Below are 17290 nucleotides of genomic sequence, written 5' to 3'. Positions count from 1 at the left end.
CGGGCGCCGGGGGCTCAGGGCAGGATCACCACGTACTGCTTGGTGGTGGTCTCCACCACCTCCCAGGTGCCGGCGAAGCCGGGCTCGAGGACGAAGCGGTCGCCCGCCCGCACCGTCCAGACGCGGCCGTCGTCGTGGGCGATCACGCTGACCCCGGAGAGGATGCGGCACTCCTCCCACTCGTCATAGCGGATGCGCCACCGTCCCGGCGTGCTCGTCCATTCCCCGGCGAAGCGCCGGCCGTCCGCCGATTCGTACGCGTTGCGCGTGGTGAAGACCGGCGCCCCCGCGAGCAGGCGGTCGGGCTCCGGCCCGCCGGTCTCGGCGGCGGCGGCGGCGGGGTCGACGGGGATCAGGGTCATGGCAGGCTCCGGTCGGCGGGGCTGGGGGAGGGCGGGGCGCCGTGCAGGGCGGCGACCGCCGCCGGCAGCGCGTGGAGCGATCCGATGCGGCGGTAGCCGGCGGCCGGCGGGTCCGCCTCCTCGTGCGCCCAGGTCAGGTGATAGGGCACGTGGACGGCGTGGCCGCCCGCCGCCAGCACCGGCAGGACGTCGGAGCGCACGGAGTTGCCGACCATGAGGAAGCGCCCGGGGGCGATGCCGTGGCGCTCCAGCACGCGGCGGTAGGTGGCGGGGTCCTTTTCGCTGACGATCTCGACGGCGGCGAAGCGCTCGGCCAGGCCCGACCGGGCGACCTTGCTTTCCTGGTCGAACAGGTCGCCCTTGGTGATCAGCACCAGGCGGTGGTCGCGGCCGACCGCGTCCAGCGCGTCGGTCACCCCGTCCAGCAGCTCCACCGGATGGGCCAGCATCGTCTTGCCGAAATCCACCAGCGCGGCGATGTCGGCGGCGGCGACGCGGCCGTCGGTCACGGCGATGGCGGTTTCGATCATCGACAGCACGAACGCCTTGATGCCGTAGCCGTAGTAGCGGAGGTTTGCCCGCTCCGCCGCCAGCAGGCGGTGGTCGAGGGTCTCCGGGTCGGCGGCGTGGGACAGCAGGGCGCGGAAGCGGTCCTGGGTCATCGAGAACAGCGACTCGTTGTGCCACAGGGTGTCGTCGCCGTCGAAGCCGATGGTGTCGATCATGGTCCCTCCCCGGCCGCACCGGCCCCACACGCCCCGGCCACAGCTACCCGACCGCTCCCGCCCTGGCAAGGGCGAGTCGCCGGCCGGCACCGCCGGACGGTGCGGCGGCCGCGCCGGGCACCCCTATTCCACGAACAGGTATGGGATTCGCTCACTCCCGATATGTCTAGTTGGGGGTGGTAGAATTGGGCGCGCCGGGGTAACCATGGTCTCAAGAGACAACGACGCAGGCGACGCCATCACGGACGACGCCGCGACAAACAAACGGAATCACCACCATGTCCCTGACCTACCATCCGGCCCCCGCGGGCCGAGGAACCCTGTCCGCCGCCTTGACCCACGGCGTCGACCAGGTGTTCGACACCCTGGCGCTGTGGCGCCACCGCATCACCACCCGGCGTGAGCTGGCCCGGCTGGACGACCGCATGATGCGCGACATCGGCGTGACCCGGTTCGAGGTCGAGCACGAGACGGCGAAGCCCTTCTGGCAGGACTGATCCGCCGGCCCCGGCGCCTTCGCCCGCACGACGAGAAAGGCCGCATCCCCACGGGGGGGTGCGGCCTTTTTCACGTGCGCCCGCCGGAGGCCGGCGCCGCACCGGGGGAACGGGGCCCGGAGGCCCCGCCGTCCTCAGATGCAGTACTGCTGGAGCGGCGCGAAGCCGTTGAAGCACACCGCGGCGTAGGTGGTGGTGTAGGCGCCGGTGGCGTGAATGCGCACGCGGTCGCCGGCCTTCAGCCCGCCCGGCATCCGGTACTCGGCCTTCTCGTACAGCACGTCGGCGCTGTCGCAGGTGGGGCCGGCGAGGATGACCGCCTCGGCGTCGTCGTTGGCCGGCTCGCCCAGCACCTCGATGGGGTACTGGATGGCCTCGTCCATGGTCTCGGCCAGGCCGCCGAACTTGCCGATGTCCAGGTAGACCCAGCGCTTGGGGTCGCTGGCCGACTTGCGCGACACCAGCACCACCTCGCTCTCGATCACCCCGGCGGAGCCGACCATGCCGCGGCCCGGCTCGACGATCGCCTCGGGCAGGCGGTTGCCGAAGTGGCGGCGCAGGCTGTCGAAGATGGCCTGCCCATAGGCCTGGGAGGCCGGGACGTCGGAGCGGTAGCGGGTGGGGAAGCCGCCGCCCAGGTTGATCATGCCGAGGTCGATGCCGGCGTCCTCCAGCTCGCGGAAGAGCTGGGCGACCTCGCCGATGGCGCGGTCCCACTGGCTCAGGTCCTTCTGCTGGGAGCCGACGTGGAACGACACGCCCCAGGGCTGCACGCCCATCTCGCGGGCGCGGATCAGCAGGTCGCGGGCCATCGGCAGGTCGCAGCCGAACTTGCGCGACAGCGGCCACTCCGCGCCCTCGCCGGAGGTGAGGATGCGGCAGAACACGCGGGCGCCGGGGGCGGCGCGGGCGATCTTCTCCAGCTCGGCGTCGCTGTCGTAGGCGAACAGGCGCACGCCCAGCTCGAAGGCGCGGCGGATGTCCGCTTCCTTCTTGATGGTGTTGCCGTAGGAGATGCGCTCCGGCGTGCAGCCCGCCGCCAGCACCATCTCGATCTCGGGCACGCTGGCGGTGTCGAAGGCCGAGCCCAGGCGGGTCAGCAGGCGCAGGATCTCCGGCGCCGGGTTCGCCTTGACGGCGTAGAACACCCGCGCGTCGGGCAGGGCGTCGGCCAGCGCGTGGTAGTTGGATTCCACCACGTCGAGGTCGACGACAAGGCACGGGGTCTGGGGGCGGCGCTCCTCGAAGAAGCGCGCAATCTTGGCGGTCATCTCAGTCTCCCGGACGCAAGATGATGGGGGGAAAGCGGTGGCGTGTGGAGTCGGGTACGGAGCGGCCGAACGCGCCGACAGACCGCGAAACTGAATCAGCGGTCAGGCGTTCAGGCCGCCCATACTGGACGGGCCGGGAGCACCACACGGGGCGCAGACAGATCGGAGACGGGTGGACCGGCGCGGCCCACCGACAACAACATCAACCATCGTAACCTCCAAGACGCCGCCTTGCTTAAGGGACGGTCGGGGATCACGCGTTACGTCGTTGCATAACCACCTCGGCCATCGGGGGGATCCCATAGGGGCGAGGGCGGGCCAGCGGCACGTGCGCTTGCGAGTGGCCGTTACATAGAGCGAACGGTCGGGGGAGGGAAGGGAAAAAATCGCCCGGCCGGTGAAAAAACGTGCAGACGCGCCATGCGTGTCGCACGGCGCCCGGAGGTGGAGACCGACCATGGACCTGACCCTGACCCTGACCCTGCCGTTCGAAGAGGTGGCCCTGCGCCTGGCGCTGGCCGCCGTGTGCGGCGCCGTGCTTGGGCTCGACCGCGAGGCCCGCGGCAAGGACGCCGGCCTGCGCACCCATATGCTGGTCGCCGTCAGCGCCGCCGCGACGACGCTGGTGGCGCTGGAGATGTACGGCTCCCTGTCCGCCCAGGGAGGGCAGGGCGACCTCGACCCGCTCCGCGTCATCCAGGGGCTGGCCCAGGCCATCGGCTTCATCAGCGCCGGCGTGATCATCCACCGCGGCGCCGACGTCCACGGCGCCACCACCGCAGCGGTGATCTGGATCGCCGGGGCGCTCGGCATCGCCTGCGGCGCCGGTGTCTACGCCGTGGCCCTGCTGGCGACCGCCATCTGCCTGGTCACCCTGGTCGCGTTGAAGCCCTTCGAGCGCTGGCTCACGCGCCATCAGGAGACTCGGGACGAATGATCCCCCAGACGACCGCCGCCGCGCCCACGGCCACCAGGGCGATGGCGGCCGCCATGGGCCGGGAGGTGCCGTCGTGCAGGTGGCCGACGGCGATGCCGACCAGCGCGGCGACGCCCATCTGCGCGAATCCCATCAGCGCCGAGGCGAGACCGGCCATGGTCGGGTAGGGGCCGACCGCCGCGGCCATGGCGTTGGGCAGGGTGAAGCCGCAGCCGACGTTGAACAGGGCCATCGGCACGACCACGGCGGCCACCGCCGCCACCGTGCCCTCCACCCCGACCAGGGCCAGGGCGAGGCCCGACAGCCCGCCGGCCGTCGAAATCAGCGTGCCCGTGCGCATCATGCGCAGCCCGCCGACCCGCCCGCTGATCCGCCCGGCGGCGAAGCTTCCCGCCATGTACCCCACGACCACGACGCCGAAGCACAGCCCGTACGCGCCGGGTGACAGGCCGATCCCGTCCACCATCACGAAGGACGAACCGGAGATGAAGGCGAAGATGCCGCTGTAGGAGAAGGCGACCGCCAGCACGCATCCGATGTAGGGCCGGCTGCGCAGCAGGGCCAGGTAGTTTCCGGCCAGCCGGGACGGGCGCAGGGCCTCGGCGTCGCGCCGGAGGTTGGTCTCGGCGAGCAGGAGGGCGGTGGCCGACAGCACCGCCACGGCGATCAGGGTCAGCACCACGAAGTTGGCCCGCCATCCGAACGCTTCGGTCAGCGCGCCGCCAAGCACCGGGCCCACCGCCGGGGCCAGCGCCATGGCCATGCTCATGTAGGCCAGCACCGTCGCGGCGCGGTCGCGGCCGAACACGTCGCGCACCACCGCGCGCGCCACCACCGGGCCGCAGCACGCCCCCAGCGCCTGGAAGAACCGTGCGGCGATGAGCTGCTCCACGGTGGTCGCGGCGGTGCAGGCGAGGCTGGCGACGAGGTAGATCGCCACCCCGCCGAGCAGGACCGGACGCCGGCCGAAGCGGTCGGACAGCGGCCCGTACACCAGCATCGCCACGGCGAAGCCGACGAGGAACACCGACAGGGTGAGTTGCACCGTGGCGATGTCGGTGCCGAACACCCGCACCAGCGTCGGCAGGGACGGCAGGTACAGGTCGGTGGACAGCGGGCCGAAGGCGACGAGCGCCGTCAGCAGCACACGCACGGCAAGGGAATCGGAGCGGGGCATCGGCGGCCGTTGCGTCGGGTGGGAGCGGGCGGCCATGACGCCACAGCCGGCCCGGGCTGGGAAGGCCGCAGCGGCCCGGGCATGGCTGGCCTGCCGCCGCGGCGGGCGGCTCAGCCGTAGCGCAGCAGCCGCGCCCCGTTGCGGCGCAGCCAGGCGCGCGGGCCGGCGACGTCGGCGGTCAGCGTGGCGCACAGCGCCCAGAACCGCGGCGAGTGGTTCATCTCCTTGAGATGGGCCACCTCGTGGGCGACGACGTAGTCGAGCACCGCCTCGGGCGTCAGGATGAGGCGCCAGGAAAAGGACAGGCGCCCGGTGGCGGTGCAGCTTCCCCAGCGGCTGCGGGTGTCGCGCACCGTCACCGCGGCCACCCGCGCGCCGATCCCGGCGGCCTTGGCCCGGGCCCGCTCGGCCAGTTCCCGGCGCGCCTCGCCGGTGAGGAAGTCGCGCACCCGGCGGGCCACGTGCTCGGGCTGGCCGCCGACCAGGATGGCGCCGTCGGCGCGCCGCGTGCCGCCGCGCAGCGCCGCGTCGTGGTGGATCGTGTGGTCGAGCCCGAGATAGGGGACGCTGGCGCCCGCGGCGAAGGGGAGCTGCGGCGGCAGCGCCGCCAGGCGGGCGCGCACCCAGCCTTCGTGGCGCCCGACGAAGCGGCGCACCTCGACCTCCGGCAGGCCCGGCGGCACCACCACCTGGATCAGCCCGCGCCCGGCGTCGACCCGCAGGGTCAGACGCTGGGTGCGCGCGCTCTCGCGCAGCTCCAGCGGCATCGGCAGCCCGGCGATGGCCAGCGCGCGGGGCGCCTTGGGGGTGCGGCGGATGGTCATGGCTCCTGTTATAGACCGCGCGCGGGACCGCGCACCAGCGCCCCTTCCCTCCCGTCGCCACCCGCGCCGGCGGCGGGGCGCGACTTGTCACCACCGCCCGGGGGCACTTGTGTGCAAGATGCCGTCATGTAACCATGTGGTCTCGGCACCAGCCATACATGCAGACCACGTCGATGGCGGCCCGATAGCCGGAAAGGTCATATGACGAACCGCGAAGATCTGCTGGAAGCATTGCTGACTGTGGATGGCCACGGCCTGGCGCTGTTTGCGCCGGATGGAGGTGTTCTCGTCGTCAACCGCAGGTTGGCGGCGTGTCTGGGCCGCACGCCGGCCACCATGGAAGGGAGGGCCGCCGCCGCCGCCGGCCTGCCCGCCGGGATCGCCGCGGCGGTGGCCGCGGTGGCCGCGTCGGGGCGGCCGGACGACGCCACCCTTCCCGCCGTCGGAACGGTGCGCCTGCTGCCGCTGCGCGACGCCACCGGCGCCCCCTGGGCGGTGGCCGCCGCGGGCGGCGCGGGCGAGCCGGCGGCGGGCGAGGCGGAGCGTGCTCGGACGGCGGCGGGGCGGTTCCTGTCGGCGGCCAACCACGATCTGCGCCAGCCCTTCCAGGCGATGCAGCTGTTCCACCATCTGCTGCAGCACCGGGTCACCGACGCCAAAGCCACGGAACTGCTGGACCGCCTCGGGCAGGCGATCGAGGGCGCCGACGCCATGCTGCGCGCGCTCGTCGAGGTGACCCGTCTGGAGGCGGGCATCGACCGCCCCTCCCCTCCGGTCGACGTCGACCTGGACGACCTCTTCGCCAAGCTGCTGGGGGAGTTCGACGGCGCCGCCGAGGCCAGGGGCCTGCGCCTGGTGGTGCGGCCCTGCGGCGCGCGGGTGCGCAGCGACGCCGCCTACCTGGAGCGGCTGCTGCGCCAGTTCCTGTCCAACGCCGTGCGCCTGACCGACCGCGGCGGGGTGGTGCTGGGCGCGCGCCGGCGCGGCGGCGCCCTGCGCATCGAGGTGTGGGACAGCGGGCCGGGCCTGCACCCCGACGACACCGCCCGAATCTTCGACGACTTCCACAAGGCGCACGGCGCCGAGGGGCGCAAGGGCGCGGGGTTCGGGCTGGCGATCGCCCGCCGGCTGGCCGCGGCGCTGGGGCACGCGGTGGCGGTGCGGTCGCGGGCCGGCCGCGGCTCGGTGTTCTCGGTGTCCGTGCCGCTGGCCGGCACGGTGGCCGGCTCCGAGGTTCGCACGCTGGTGGATCTCGGCGCCTAGCCCGTTCGCCCCTGGCCCGTTCGCCCCTGGCCCGTTCGCCCCGGGGCCGTGCGACGGTCGCGGGTCACCGCGCGAAGAGCTGGCCCATGTCCTGGAAGGCCTTGAACTCCAGCGCGTTGCCGCTGGGATCGAGGAAGAACATGGTGGCCTGCTCGCCGACCTGGCCCTTGAAGCGGATCTGCGGTTCGATCACGAAGCGCACGCCGGCGGCGCGCAGCCGCTCGGCCAGGGCGTGCCAGTCGTCCCACCCCAGCACCACGCCGAAATGGGGCACCGGGACCTCCTCCCCGTCGACCGGGTTGTGGCCCTTCGGGCCGGCCCCCGCGGTGACGTGGGCGACGATCTGGTGGCCGTAGAGGTCGAGGTCGATCCACTGGTCGGATTCGCGGCCGACGCCGCAGCCCAGCGTTCCGACGTAGAAGGCGCGCGCCTCCTCCTTGTCGCGGACGGGGAAGGCGAGGTGGAAGGGCTGCAGGCTGCTCATGGGGGACCGTCTCCTCACGCCGGATGCCCGGCCATCCTAGCGCGCGGTGGCGGCGCTGTCTGCGGCGGCGTGGGCCTCGACCCGCCGCCCCGTCGCCGGGTCGAACAGGTGGAAGGCGTCGGCCGGCGCCGCCAGCGCCAGGGTTTCGCCTTCGCGGCAGGCCGGCAGGCCGGGCAGGCGGGCCAGCAGCGGCGCGCCGCCGGGCAGCCGGCCGTGCACCACCGTGTCCGCCCCCAGCGCCTCGACCAGGTCGACGACGACCCGCAGCGGGCCGTCCGCGGTGGGGGCGAGGTGTTCGGGACGCACCCCCAGCGCCACGGCCTGGCCGGCGTGCCGTGCGTACGCGTGCGGCAACGGCAGCCGCACGCCGTCGCCCAGCGCCACCGTGCGGCCGTCCGCCTCCAGCGTCGCGTCGACCACGTTCATGGGCGGGGCGCCGATGAAGCCGGCGACGAACAGGCTGGCCGGGCGCCGGTAGACCTCCAGCGGGGTGCCGACCTGCTCCGCCACCCCGTGGTTCATGATCAGCACGCGGTCGGCCAGGGTCATCGCCTCGACCTGGTCGTGGGTGACGTACAGGGAGGTGATGCCCAGCCGGTCCTGCAGGCGCTTGATCTCCACCCGCATCTGGGTGCGCAGCTTGGCGTCCAGGTTGGAGAGCGGCTCGTCGAACAGGAACACCATGGGCTCGCGGACGATGGCGCGGCCCATGGCGACGCGCTGGCGCTGCCCGCCGGAGAGCTGGGAGGGGCGGCGCTGCAGGAACGGGCCGAGTTCGAGGATGGCGGCCGCCGTGTCGACCCGGGCGCGGATCTCCGCCGCGGGCAGGCCGCGGATCTTCAGCCCGTAGGCCATGTTGTCGAACACGCTCATGTGCGGGTAGAGCGCGTAGTTCTGGAACACCATGGCGATGTCGCGGTCCTTGGGCTCCAGGGTATTGACGACGCGGCCGGCGATGGCGATCTCGCCGCCGGAGATGTCCTCCAGCCCGGCGACCATGCGCAGCAGGGTGGACTTGCCGCATCCCGACGGGCCCAGCAGCACCAGGAACTCGCCGTCCGCCACGTGAAGATCGATGCCCTTGATGGCCTGGACGGCGCCATAGTCCTTGCGGACGGCGCGGATCTCGACGGTCGCCATGTTACTTCTCGCTCTCCACCAGGCCCTTGACGAACCATTTCTGCATGAGGACCACCACCGCCACCGGCGGCAGCATGGCCAGGATCGTCGTCGCCATCACCAGGTTCCATTCGGTGGCGGCGTCGGCGAAGGAGATCATCTTCGACAGGCCGATGACGATCGTGTTCATGTCGTTGCTGTTGGTGACCAGCAGCGGCCACAGGTACTGCGTCCAGCCATAGATGAAGAGGATGACGAACAGCGCCGCGATGTTGGTCTTGGACAGCGGCAGCAGGATGTCCTTGAAGAAGCGCCAGGGTCCGGCGCCGTCGATGCGGGCGGCCTCCAGCAGCTCGTCCGGGATGGTCAGGAAGAACTGGCGGAACAGGAAGGTCGCCGTCGCCGAGGCCATCAGCGGCAGGGTGAGCCCGGTGTAGGTGTCGATGAGGCCGAGGTCGACCATGACCTTGTAGGTGGGCAGGATGCGCACCTCCACCGGCAGCATCAGCGTCAGGAAGATCATCCAGAAAAAGACCATCCGCAGCGGGAAGCGGAAGAACACGATGGCGAACGCCGACAGGATCGAGATGACGATCTTGCCGACGGCGATGGCCAGGGCCACCACCGTGCTGTTGACCAGAAGCCGGGCCACGTCGACGCCGCCGATGCGGCCGATCCCGCCGAACAGGGCGCCGGCGTAGTTCTCCAGGAAATGGGCGCCGGGGTAGAGGGGCAGGGGGGGACCGAGGATCTCCACGGTGGTCCGGGTCGAGGCGACGAAGGTGTAGTAGATCGGGAACGCGACGATGGCGATGCCCAGCACCAGGGTGAGGTGGGCGATCAGCCGGCCGACGGGGCGCCGTTCGATCATGCGTAGTGGACCTTGCGCTCGACGTAGCGGAACTGGACCACGGTCAGCGCCACCACGATGGCCATCAGGATGACCGACTGGGCCGAGGAGCCGCCCATGTCCAGCCCGACGAAGCCGTCGTTGTAGACCTTGTAGACCAGGGTCTCCGTCGCCTTGGCCGGGCCGCCGTGGGTGACGGCGTGGATGATGCCGAAGGTGTCGAAGAAGGCGTAGACGGTGTTGACCACCAGCAGGAAGAAGGTGGTCGGCGACAGCAGCGGGAGAACGATGGTCCGGAAGCGGCGGAACGGGCCGGCGCCGTCGATGGCCGCGGCCTCGACGAGCGAGCGCGGGATCGCCTGCATGCCCGCCAGGAAGAACAGGAAATTGTAGGACACCTGCTTCCACGCCGCCGCCACCACCACCAGGGCCATCGCCTGGTCGCCGTCCAGCAGGGGGTCCCACGCCACCCCGGCGCGGCGCAGCCAGATCGCCAGCGTGCCCATGGCCGGGGAGAACAGGAACAGCCACAGCATGCCGGCCAGCGCCGGGGCCACCGCGTAGGGCCAGATCAGCAGCGTCTGGTAGAGCGTCTTGCCGCGCACCACCCGGTCGGCCATGGCCGCGAACAGCAGCCCGGCGGCCAGCGCCAACAGGGCCACCGACAGGCTGAACACCGCCGTCACGCCGAGGGCGTGGAGGTAGCCGGGATCGCCCAGCACCTGGCGGAAGTTCTCCAGCCCGACGAAGACGCTGGACAGGCCGAAGGGGTCCTCGCGGTAGAGCGAGGTCTCCAGCGCCTGGTAGGCCGGCCAGAAGAAGAACACCAGGGTGATGGCGATCTGCGGGGCGACCAGCAGGTAGGGCAGGGCCTTCCCGGGAAAGACGGCGCGTCGCTGCATGGCGATCCCCTGGGCCCTCCCCCGGACGGCGCCGGGGGAGGGGTGCGGTGGCGTTACTTGGGCGCGACGGCCTTGGCGGCCTGGGCGATGGCCGCGTTGGAGCGCTCGACCGCCGTGTCCAGGGCGGTCCGGGCGTCCTGCTTGCCGGCCAGCAGCGCCTCGATCTCCTCGTTCTGGATGTCGCGCACCTGCGGCATGTTGACGAGGCGGATGCCGCGCGAGTTGTCGGTCGGCTCCTTGCCCATCATCTGGGTGATCGGCGTCTCGCGGCCCGGGTTCTTGTCGTAGAACCCCTCCGCCTTGGTCGCCTCGTAGGCGGCCTGGGTGACCGGCAGGTAGCCGGAGACCTGGTGCAGCCGGGCCTGGACCGGCGTCTGCGACAGGAACTGGAAGAACCGGCCGACGCCCTTGTACTCCTCGGCCGACTTGCCGGCGAAGACCCACAGGGAGGCGCCGCCGGGAATGGTGTTCTGGGGCGCGCCCGCGGCGTCGGCGTAGTAGGGGAGCTGGCCGATGCCGTAGTCGATCTTCGACTTGGCGATGTCGGCGAGGCCGCCCGACGATTCGGTCAGGATGCCGCACTCGCCGCTGAGGAACTTCAGCTTGGCCTCCGACGTCCGGCCACCGTAGCTGAAGGAGCCGTCCTTCTGCATGTCGGCCAGGGTCTGGAAGTGGGCGACGTTGATCGGGCGGTTGATGGTCAGCGTCGGCGTCAGGCTCTTCAGGCCGTTGGCGTCGGTGGCGTAGGGCTGGTTGTTCCAGGCGGAGAAGTTCTCCAGGTGGATCCAGGTCGGCCAGGTCGTGGTGTAGCCGCAGGCCCAGCCGGCCGCCTTGATCTTGCGGGCGGCGTCGAAGACCTCCGGCCAGGTGCGCGGCGGCGCGGTCTCGTCGAGGCCGGCCTTGCGGAAGGCTTCCTTGTTGTAATAGAGGATCGGCGAGGAGCTGTTGTAGGGGAAGGACAGCATCTCGCCGTCGGAGGTCGAATAGTAACCGACGATGCCGGCGAGGTATTGGCTCTTGTCGAAGGTGGCGCCGGCGTCGCGCAGCACCTCGGCGACCGGCTTCACCGCGGCGGCGTTGGCCATCATGACGCCGGTGCCGACGTCGAACACCTGGATGATGTGCGGCGCCTGCTTGGCGCGGAAGGCGGCGATACCGGCCTGCAGCGTCTCCGGGTACTTGCCCTTGTAGACCGCGACGACCTTGTAGTCGCCCTGGGAGTCGTTGAACTCCGCGGCGAGCCGCTCGACGACCTCGTTGTTGCCGCCCTCCATGGCGTGCCACCACTGCAGCTCGGTGACCGCCTGCGCGGACCCGGCCGAGGCCACCAGCGCAAGCGCGGTGCCGGCCAGCAAAGCCTTGACTCGAACCATCCTGTGCCTCCCTTGCGTGGACTGCGGGCGGCCCACGGGCAGGGCGGCGCGTGACCGCGTCGCCGCCCGTCGTGCGCCACCGAGCCCCGCTCCTTAGGCCCGTCGTGTTGCCGGGAGATCTCATCGTGGTGAAGCTTTTGTGGCGGCCGCCGGCGGATTTTTGTGCGGCGGCCGCCGGCCCGCCGGCGGCGGGCGTCCGGTCACCAGCGCCGGGACGGCTTCAGCGACTCCGGCGCGAAGGCGTCGGGCTTCAGCGGCGGGTCGAACACGGGCGCCGGTTCCTCGTTGTCGAGGCCGCTGGCCACGTAGCGCCCGCTGGCGAAGTCGTAGGTCAGCTCGAGGGTCGGCAGGAACACCGGCACCTCGGGGATGGCGATGCCATGGGCTTCGGCGTAGCGGGCCAGGGTCCCCTTGGCGTCGTAGTGGTCGGCCATCAGGATCTGCCAGGAATCCTCGTCCAGATAGTAGGTGCGCCGGGGGAACGGGTGGCGGTAGCCGGGTTTCAGCGTCGCCTCGACCACCCACACCCGGTGCAACTCGTAGCGCAGGAAGGCGGGGTCGGGGTGGGCCGGCCACAGGAAGTCGCGCGGCGTCAGGGCGCCGATGTTCAGGCGGTAGGCGTTGTACGGCACGTACATCTCGCGCCGCCCGACCAGGCGGAAGTCGAAGCGGTCGGTGACGCCGCTGAACATGTCCAGCATGTCCGCCGTGCGCAGGCCGCCGGTGGCGGGATCGGGCGTCCCGTACGCGAAGTCGGGCGCGCGCAGCACGGCGGTGCGGCCGGCGGGGCGGTACCACACGGCGCGCGGCTGGCGCAGCGGGTTCAAGGTCTCGTGGATCAGCAGCGTGCTGCCGGCGATGGCGTCCGGCGCGATGCCCGTGCGCTTGTACGAGAAGGCCGTCAGCCCGGGCCGGCCGGCGCTGTAGTCCGCCAGCCAGGATTCGCGGTAGTGGTTGACGTCCAGCGTGCCGGTGGGCGCGGGCAGCGCGACGACGTCGGTGCGCACGGCCGCCGCGCCGCGCCAGCGCAGCGTGTGGTTCCACATGACCTCGTCGCCGGTGCGCGGCTGCGGGAAGGGAACGCCGGCCTCCGCCCCGGTGACCGCCAGACCGTTCTCCGCGATGCGGGCGCGCCCGGCGTTGGCGGCGGTTGCGTCGTAGATGCGCTGTGGCGCCGCGGCGGTGCGGCGCGTCACGTACATCGGCATCTCGAAGCTGTCGGGGTAGCGGCGCAGCAGCTCCTGCAGGCCGGCCGACAGGCGTACGGCGAACCGCTCCAGCTCGGACGCGCGCACGGTGAACCAGCGGCCGTCGTCGACGAAGGGGTCGGGGTGGTGGGTGCCGGCGACGAAGGTGCGGGGCAGCGTGGTCATGCCGCCCGTCCATTCGGGGATCGTGCCCTCGGGGTTGGCGGCGCGGATGGCGCCCATCGGGGTCAGCCCGTCGGCCAGCCCGCCGGCGATCTCCGCCGCCGCCGCCGCCGCCGTGCCGCCCGGGACCGGCGGGGCGGCCGCCGTGGGCAGGAGGACGGCCAGGAGGACGGCCAGGGTGGCGGTGAGCGGCGCCGTGCCGCGCGCGGTCGCGGATCGCCGGGCCACGGGCGGGCGCCTATTCGGCGGCGGCCGCGCTCTCGACGGCGGCGGCCCGGCGCACGAGGCGGCGGCGGTTCCAGGCGATGCTCTTCCAGGCGACGAGCACGCCCACCACCAGCACGGCCACGCCGAGCAGGATCTTCGTGCCGGATTCGCCGAAGGATGCGGCCGCCTCGCCGAACATGTAGCCGGCACCGGCGAAGCTGCAGGCCCAGAGTCCGGCGGCGACGAAGTTCCACGCCAGGAACGTCCGCCACGGGATGTGCGAGGTGCCGAGCGCCACCGAGGCGATGTTGCGCACCCCGTAGAGGAACCGGAAGGTCAGGATGAAGCCGACGCCGTAGCGCTCCAGCCAGACATGGACCCGGGCCGCGCGGCGGCCGGCGGCGGGAAAGCGGTCCAGCGCCTTGACGCCCCAGCGGCGGCCCAGCCAGAACCACATCTGGTCGCCGCAGAAGCTGCCCAGCCACACCGTCGCGATCAGCAGCTTGACGTCGAGAACGCCCAGCGAGGCGGCCCAGCCGCCGAAGATCACGAACGTCTCGCCCTCGAAGAAAGACCAGAGAAAGGCCACGGGGTAGAACGCATCACCCCAGTCCCGAAGCCAATTGATCCACTCCAACAACGCCTCCTGCGGGTTGCGGACGAGCCCTCGGAACGCGCTGTGGCGGTACGGACCCAACACCCGGCCCGGTCGTCCGGGCTCGCAGCCAATATGGCATGGGGGGTGCCTTTTGTCAGGGGTGGATTCGCCCTGTGACCAATTGGTCTCAGGCGTCCTCCCCCGAAAGTTCGGCAACCGCCTGCGCCGCGGCGCGCAGCAGCCCGCGGTCGGGCTCGAACGGCCCGTCCTCCGCCTCGTCCCAGCCGTCGGGCTGCACCCGCCGCTTCAGGGCGCGCGCCGCCTCCACCAGCAGATGGGCGAGCCGGGCGTCGGGCAGCGTCTGCACCAGCGCCCGCAGCTCCGGGTTGGTCAGGGCCGCCGGGTCGAAGGCCGGCGGCGGCGAGGCCGTCGCCGGGGCCAGGGGCATGGCCCCCTGGCGCGCCGCCGCGCTGGTCGGGGTGGCCGCGGGGGGAGGCGCCAGCGGCCCGGCCGCCGCCCCGGGAACGGCCTCGCGCACGGTGTCCACGCTGACCGCGGCGGCCGCCGTGGTGGCCCCCTTGGCGGCGCGCGGCCGGCCGGCCCGCGCCCGCCGGCCGGGCCGGGGGGCCGCCTCGGGCAGGCTGTCGAACAGCAGGGCCTGCCGGCCGGGCGCCGGCGCAGGGTCCAACCCCGGGGCCGATCCACCGTCCCGCACCGTCTCCTGCTCCCTTTCCTGGGCCATGACCCCACCCGTGGGCTGCGAAATGTTCACGGTTCATTCTACAGCCTGGCGGCGGATTGTCGAGCCTCAATCGCCGGCCTCAATCGCCGGCCTCAATCGTCCGCGGCCGCGGGTGCGAGCCCGGCCAGGAAGGCCGGTGGGCGCAGGATGGGCGTGGCGGCGACCCGGCCCAGCACCAGCAGGTCGCGGTCTTCGGTCACCAGCGCGCCGGCGCGCCCGGCCACCGCGAGGTCGAGGAACTTCTCGTCGTCGGGGTCGCGGCAGCGCCACGGGGTGCGGACCGGCTCCACCCGGACGACCGCGGCCTCGATCACCTCCAGCCAGGCCTCCCGCTCGGCCGCCGTGCGCAAGCGGTCGAACACGGGGCGGCGCAGCACCGCCCGCAGCTCCTCCAGCGTCGCCTGCGAGGCCAGCAGCCCGCCCCGCAGCGCCGCCGCGACGCACGGCCGCACGGCCGCCCAGCGCCGCGGCACGGGGTCGCGCAGCAGGGCGTGGGCGACCAGGACGTTGGTGTCGACGACGACGCGCATGGCCGCCCGCCGCCTCAATAGCGCCGGGCGATGTTCACCGGCACCGGGTGCTTGCGGATCTCCTCCACCATGCGGGTCAGGATGCCGCCGGCCCCCATCTCGACGAAGGCGGCGTCCTCCTCCTGCAGCAGGTACTGGATCGATTCGACCCAGCGCACGGAGTGGTCGATCTGCTGCACCAGGTTGTGGGCGACCTCGTCGTCGCGGTAGGGCAGGGCGGTGAAGTTGGACACCACCGGCACCACCAGCGGCGCGAAGCGCACGCCGGCCACGACGGCGGCGAACGCCTCCTTGAGCGGCCGCATGTGGCGGGAATGGAAGGCGGTGCGCACGTTGAGGCGCACCACCCGGCAGCCGGGAATGGCCTCCAGCACCGGCTGCAGGCGGTCCAGCTCGGCCAGCGGGCCGGCCAGCACGGTCTGGGTCGGGGTGTTGAAGTTGGCGACGTCGACCGCCGCCGTACCGGCCTCGGCGATGGCGCTGCGGATCGCCGCCGCGTCGGGGCCGATCACCGCGGCCATGCCGCCGCCCTCGACCGCGCCCATCAACGCGCCCCGGGTCTGCACCAGCCGCACCCCGGTGGCGAAGTCGAACGCCTCCGCCACCAGCAGCGCGTTGTACTCGCCCAGGCTGTGGCCGGCCGCGAAGTCGGGGGCGCGGCCGCCGTCCTCGACCCGCGCCCGGTGGTCCAGGGCGTTGACCACGAACAGCGCCGGCTGGGTGAAGCGGGTGTCGGACAGCTCGCCCCGCGGGTCCTCCAGGCACAGGGTGCGCAGGGAATAGCCGAGCACCGAGTCGGCCTCCGCCACGGCGTCGGGGAAGCGGTCGAACAGCGCCGCCCCCATGCCGCGCACCTGGGAGCCCTGCCCGGGGAAAAGGTGGATGGTGGTCATCGCAACGCCGCCTCGATCTGTTGCAGGGTGTCCAGGTTGCGGCCGAACTGGTTCATTGCCGGCAGCGCCGCCAGCCCGTCGCCCACCGCCATGCGGGTCAGCGCCGCCAGGGTTCCCGACGGGCCGCAGTCGATGCACAGGGCGCCCGGCAGGGCCGCCGCCACCGCCCGGATGGTGTCGCGGAAGCGGATCGGCCCGCGCACCACCCGCCACAGGTGGTCGCCGTCGAAGCGCGCCACCGGGGCCGCCAGGGCGCAGGAGTACTGCGGCACCCGCGGCGGCGTCCAGGGCAGGGCGAAGCACAGCCGGCGCAGCGCCCCCTCGGCCGGGTCGATGAAGGCGGCGTGGAAGCCGCGGCGCACCGGCAGCCGCGCCCAGGTGGCGCCGTGCCGGTCCAGCGCCGCCGTCACCGCCGCCAGGTCGGCCTCGGCCAGCGTGACCACGGCGTGGCTGTCGGCGTTCACCGCCCCCACCGTGCAGGCGTCCGCCAGCAGCGGGTCGGCGGCAAGCAGGGCGGGATCGGCCAGCACCGCCACCATGGTGGCGGGCGGCGTCTCGTCCTCCATGATCCAGGCCTCGGCCTTCAGGACCTCCACCGCCGTCTCCAGCGGCAGGGCGTCGGCCACCACGGCCGCGATCACCTCGCCCAGGCTGTAGCCGACCAGCGCGTCAGGGCGGATGCCGCGCGCCGCCAGCGCCCGGGTCAGCGCCCAGCCCTGGGCGAACAGCGCCAGATTGGCCTCCACAAGATCGTCGAAGCCGTCGCTGTCGGCCATCGGCCGGTCGAAGACCACCCGGGCCAGCGACCGGCCACCGACCGGCCCGGCGATCTCCGACACCCGGTCCACGGCGTCGCGGTACACCGCGTCGCGGGCGTACAGCTCCGCCCCCATCTGGTAGTACTGGGCTCCCAGCCCGGAATGCAGGAAGACGATCGGCCGCACGCGCGCAAGCTCCCGGGGTCGTGGCGCCTCCCCCTGCGATAGCACATCCCGCCCGCCGGCGCAGCCTCCGACGCGAAAAACCCGCCCGCAGCACCCGAGTCGGGGTTGAAACGCACGGCTTGCGCCGGCCCGTCGCCGCCGCGGCGGCGGAGCACGTCCGAATGTGGTGCTTTTCATACGGGGGTACCCCTCGTGGAAAATATCCCGGGGAATGATCGAGCA

The 17290-nt window shown here is 72.5% G+C and carries 19 protein-coding genes; 3 read left to right on the top strand and 16 right to left on the bottom strand.

The window, feature by feature from the left end; genetic code table 11:
• Positions 1-14: 14 nt before the first annotated feature.
• Together AC6H2I_RS14665 and AC6H2I_RS14660 are read right to left on the bottom strand one after the other, a co-directional pair.
• Positions 15-362: a cupin domain-containing protein gene (locus AC6H2I_RS14665; RefSeq protein WP_497501400.1), complete on the bottom strand. Its 348-nt coding sequence runs from the start codon at positions 360-362 to the stop codon at positions 15-17.
• Positions 359-1087, bottom strand: coding sequence for an HAD family hydrolase (locus AC6H2I_RS14660; protein ID WP_497501399.1), 729 nt, complete (start codon positions 1085-1087; stop codon positions 359-361). Before AC6H2I_RS14660 ends, AC6H2I_RS14665 begins: the two co-directional genes overlap by 4 nt.
• A gap of 278 nt (positions 1088-1365) precedes the next feature.
• On the opposite strand from AC6H2I_RS14660, the gene AC6H2I_RS14655 reads away from it, so the two are divergent.
• Positions 1366-1584, top strand: coding sequence for a DUF1127 domain-containing protein (locus AC6H2I_RS14655; protein WP_497501398.1), 219 nt, complete (start codon positions 1366-1368; stop codon positions 1582-1584).
• A gap of 134 nt (positions 1585-1718) precedes the next feature.
• Here AC6H2I_RS14655 and AC6H2I_RS14650 read toward each other — a convergent pair whose 3' ends face one another.
• Positions 1719-2855 (bottom strand): type III PLP-dependent enzyme, encoded by a 1137-nt coding sequence (locus AC6H2I_RS14650; protein WP_497501397.1) that lies wholly within the window; start codon positions 2853-2855, stop codon positions 1719-1721.
• 457 nt (positions 2856-3312) lie between these two features.
• Here AC6H2I_RS14650 and AC6H2I_RS14645 point away from each other — a divergent pair, with 457 nt between their 5' ends.
• Entirely contained in the window at positions 3313-3792 is a 480-nt protein-coding gene (locus tag AC6H2I_RS14645) for an MgtC/SapB family protein (RefSeq protein ID WP_497501396.1), read from the top strand.
• Here the strand turns inward: AC6H2I_RS14645 and AC6H2I_RS14640 are convergent.
• Together AC6H2I_RS14640 and AC6H2I_RS14635 are read right to left on the bottom strand one after the other, a co-directional pair.
• Positions 3761-4969 carry a multidrug effflux MFS transporter gene (locus AC6H2I_RS14640; RefSeq protein ID WP_497501395.1) on the bottom strand — a complete coding sequence of 403 codons (1209 nt, stop codon included), beginning with the start codon at positions 4967-4969 and terminating at the stop codon, positions 3761-3763. The genes AC6H2I_RS14645 and AC6H2I_RS14640 overlap by 32 nt on opposite strands.
• A gap of 110 nt (positions 4970-5079) precedes the next feature.
• A complete protein-coding gene (locus AC6H2I_RS14635; protein WP_497501394.1) occupies positions 5080-5793 on the bottom strand; it encodes a M48 family metallopeptidase in 714 nt (237 codons plus the stop codon).
• Between the two features lie 201 nt (positions 5794-5994).
• On the opposite strand from AC6H2I_RS14635, the gene AC6H2I_RS14630 reads away from it, so the two are divergent.
• Entirely contained in the window at positions 5995-7056 is a 1062-nt protein-coding gene (locus AC6H2I_RS14630; protein ID WP_497501393.1) for a sensor histidine kinase, read from the top strand.
• A gap of 64 nt (positions 7057-7120) precedes the next feature.
• Here AC6H2I_RS14630 and AC6H2I_RS14625 read toward each other — a convergent pair whose 3' ends face one another.
• From AC6H2I_RS14625 to AC6H2I_RS14575, 11 genes are all read right to left on the bottom strand, one after another.
• Positions 7121-7540 (bottom strand): VOC family protein, encoded by a 420-nt coding sequence (locus AC6H2I_RS14625; RefSeq protein ID WP_497501392.1) that lies wholly within the window; start codon positions 7538-7540, stop codon positions 7121-7123.
• Positions 7541-7576: 36 nt separating this feature from the next.
• Complete coding sequence (locus tag AC6H2I_RS14620) at positions 7577-8680, bottom strand: sn-glycerol-3-phosphate import ATP-binding protein UgpC (RefSeq protein ID WP_497501391.1); 1104 nt, start codon at positions 8678-8680, stop codon at positions 7577-7579.
• A 1-nt stretch (position 8681) separates the two neighbouring features.
• Positions 8682-9530, bottom strand: coding sequence for a sn-glycerol-3-phosphate ABC transporter permease UgpE (ugpE, locus tag AC6H2I_RS14615; RefSeq protein ID WP_497501390.1), 849 nt, complete (start codon positions 9528-9530; stop codon positions 8682-8684).
• Positions 9527-10411 (bottom strand): sn-glycerol-3-phosphate ABC transporter permease UgpA, encoded by an 885-nt coding sequence (gene ugpA, locus AC6H2I_RS14610; RefSeq protein WP_497501389.1) that lies wholly within the window; start codon positions 10409-10411, stop codon positions 9527-9529. Before ugpA ends, ugpE begins: the two co-directional genes overlap by 4 nt.
• 53 nt (positions 10412-10464) lie before the next feature.
• On the bottom strand, positions 10465-11784 hold the full coding sequence (ugpB, locus tag AC6H2I_RS14605) for a sn-glycerol-3-phosphate ABC transporter substrate-binding protein UgpB (protein WP_497501388.1): 1320 nt from the start codon (positions 11782-11784) through the stop codon (positions 10465-10467).
• Positions 11785-11984: 200 nt separating this feature from the next.
• Positions 11985-13382, bottom strand: coding sequence for a DUF1329 domain-containing protein (locus tag AC6H2I_RS14600; protein ID WP_497501387.1), 1398 nt, complete (start codon positions 13380-13382; stop codon positions 11985-11987).
• 10 nt (positions 13383-13392) lie between these two features.
• Positions 13393-13998 (bottom strand): DedA family protein, encoded by a 606-nt coding sequence (locus tag AC6H2I_RS14595; RefSeq protein ID WP_497501386.1) that lies wholly within the window; start codon positions 13996-13998, stop codon positions 13393-13395.
• Between the two features lie 148 nt (positions 13999-14146).
• Positions 14147-14701, bottom strand: a complete 555-nt coding sequence (locus AC6H2I_RS14590; RefSeq protein WP_497501385.1) for a hypothetical protein — start codon at positions 14699-14701, stop codon at positions 14147-14149.
• A 92-nt stretch (positions 14702-14793) separates the two neighbouring features.
• Entirely contained in the window at positions 14794-15231 is a 438-nt protein-coding gene (locus AC6H2I_RS14585; protein ID WP_497501384.1) for a putative toxin-antitoxin system toxin component, PIN family, read from the bottom strand.
• A gap of 14 nt (positions 15232-15245) precedes the next feature.
• Positions 15246-16124, bottom strand: coding sequence for an ACP S-malonyltransferase (gene fabD / locus AC6H2I_RS14580; RefSeq protein ID WP_497501383.1), 879 nt, complete (start codon positions 16122-16124; stop codon positions 15246-15248).
• Positions 16121-17068, bottom strand: a complete 948-nt coding sequence (locus tag AC6H2I_RS14575; protein WP_497501382.1) for an acyltransferase domain-containing protein — start codon at positions 17066-17068, stop codon at positions 16121-16123. Before AC6H2I_RS14575 ends, fabD begins: the two co-directional genes overlap by 4 nt.
• Between the last annotated feature and the right edge of the window lie 222 nt (positions 17069-17290).

This window comes from Azospirillum sp. NS33 (assembly GCF_059703765.1).
Note: the sequence above shows the minus strand (reverse complement) of the source record. Positions and strands in the feature narration are given on the sequence as shown.

What these genes read in the sequence shown, in the direction of transcription:
- AC6H2I_RS14590 (WP_497501385.1), bottom strand. Translation starts at nt 14,701, where the DNA reads ATGGCCCAGGAAAGGGAGCAGGAGACGGTGCGGGACGGTGGATCGGCC.
- AC6H2I_RS14635 (WP_497501394.1), bottom strand. Translation starts at nt 5,793, where the DNA reads ATGACCATCCGCCGCACCCCCAAGGCGCCCCGCGCGCTGGCCATCGCC.
- AC6H2I_RS14620 (WP_497501391.1), bottom strand. Translation starts at nt 8,680, where the DNA reads ATGGCGACCGTCGAGATCCGCGCCGTCCGCAAGGACTATGGCGCCGTC.
- fabD (WP_497501383.1), bottom strand. Translation starts at nt 16,124, where the DNA reads ATGACCACCATCCACCTTTTCCCCGGGCAGGGCTCCCAGGTGCGCGGC.
- ugpA (WP_497501389.1), bottom strand. Translation starts at nt 10,411, where the DNA reads ATGCAGCGACGCGCCGTCTTTCCCGGGAAGGCCCTGCCCTACCTGCTG.
- AC6H2I_RS14655 (WP_497501398.1), top strand. Translation starts at nt 1,366, where the DNA reads ATGTCCCTGACCTACCATCCGGCCCCCGCGGGCCGAGGAACCCTGTCC.
- AC6H2I_RS14640 (WP_497501395.1), bottom strand. Translation starts at nt 4,969, where the DNA reads ATGCCCCGCTCCGATTCCCTTGCCGTGCGTGTGCTGCTGACGGCGCTC.
- AC6H2I_RS14585 (WP_497501384.1), bottom strand. Translation starts at nt 15,231, where the DNA reads ATGCGCGTCGTCGTCGACACCAACGTCCTGGTCGCCCACGCCCTGCTG.
- AC6H2I_RS14645 (WP_497501396.1), top strand. Translation starts at nt 3,313, where the DNA reads ATGGACCTGACCCTGACCCTGACCCTGCCGTTCGAAGAGGTGGCCCTG.
- AC6H2I_RS14660 (WP_497501399.1), bottom strand. Translation starts at nt 1,087, where the DNA reads ATGATCGACACCATCGGCTTCGACGGCGACGACACCCTGTGGCACAAC.
- AC6H2I_RS14625 (WP_497501392.1), bottom strand. Translation starts at nt 7,540, where the DNA reads ATGAGCAGCCTGCAGCCCTTCCACCTCGCCTTCCCCGTCCGCGACAAG.
- AC6H2I_RS14650 (WP_497501397.1), bottom strand. Translation starts at nt 2,855, where the DNA reads ATGACCGCCAAGATTGCGCGCTTCTTCGAGGAGCGCCGCCCCCAGACC.
- AC6H2I_RS14630 (WP_497501393.1), top strand. Translation starts at nt 5,995, where the DNA reads ATGACGAACCGCGAAGATCTGCTGGAAGCATTGCTGACTGTGGATGGC.
- ugpB (WP_497501388.1), bottom strand. Translation starts at nt 11,784, where the DNA reads ATGGTTCGAGTCAAGGCTTTGCTGGCCGGCACCGCGCTTGCGCTGGTG.
- AC6H2I_RS14665 (WP_497501400.1), bottom strand. Translation starts at nt 362, where the DNA reads ATGACCCTGATCCCCGTCGACCCCGCCGCCGCCGCCGCCGAGACCGGC.
- ugpE (WP_497501390.1), bottom strand. Translation starts at nt 9,530, where the DNA reads ATGATCGAACGGCGCCCCGTCGGCCGGCTGATCGCCCACCTCACCCTG.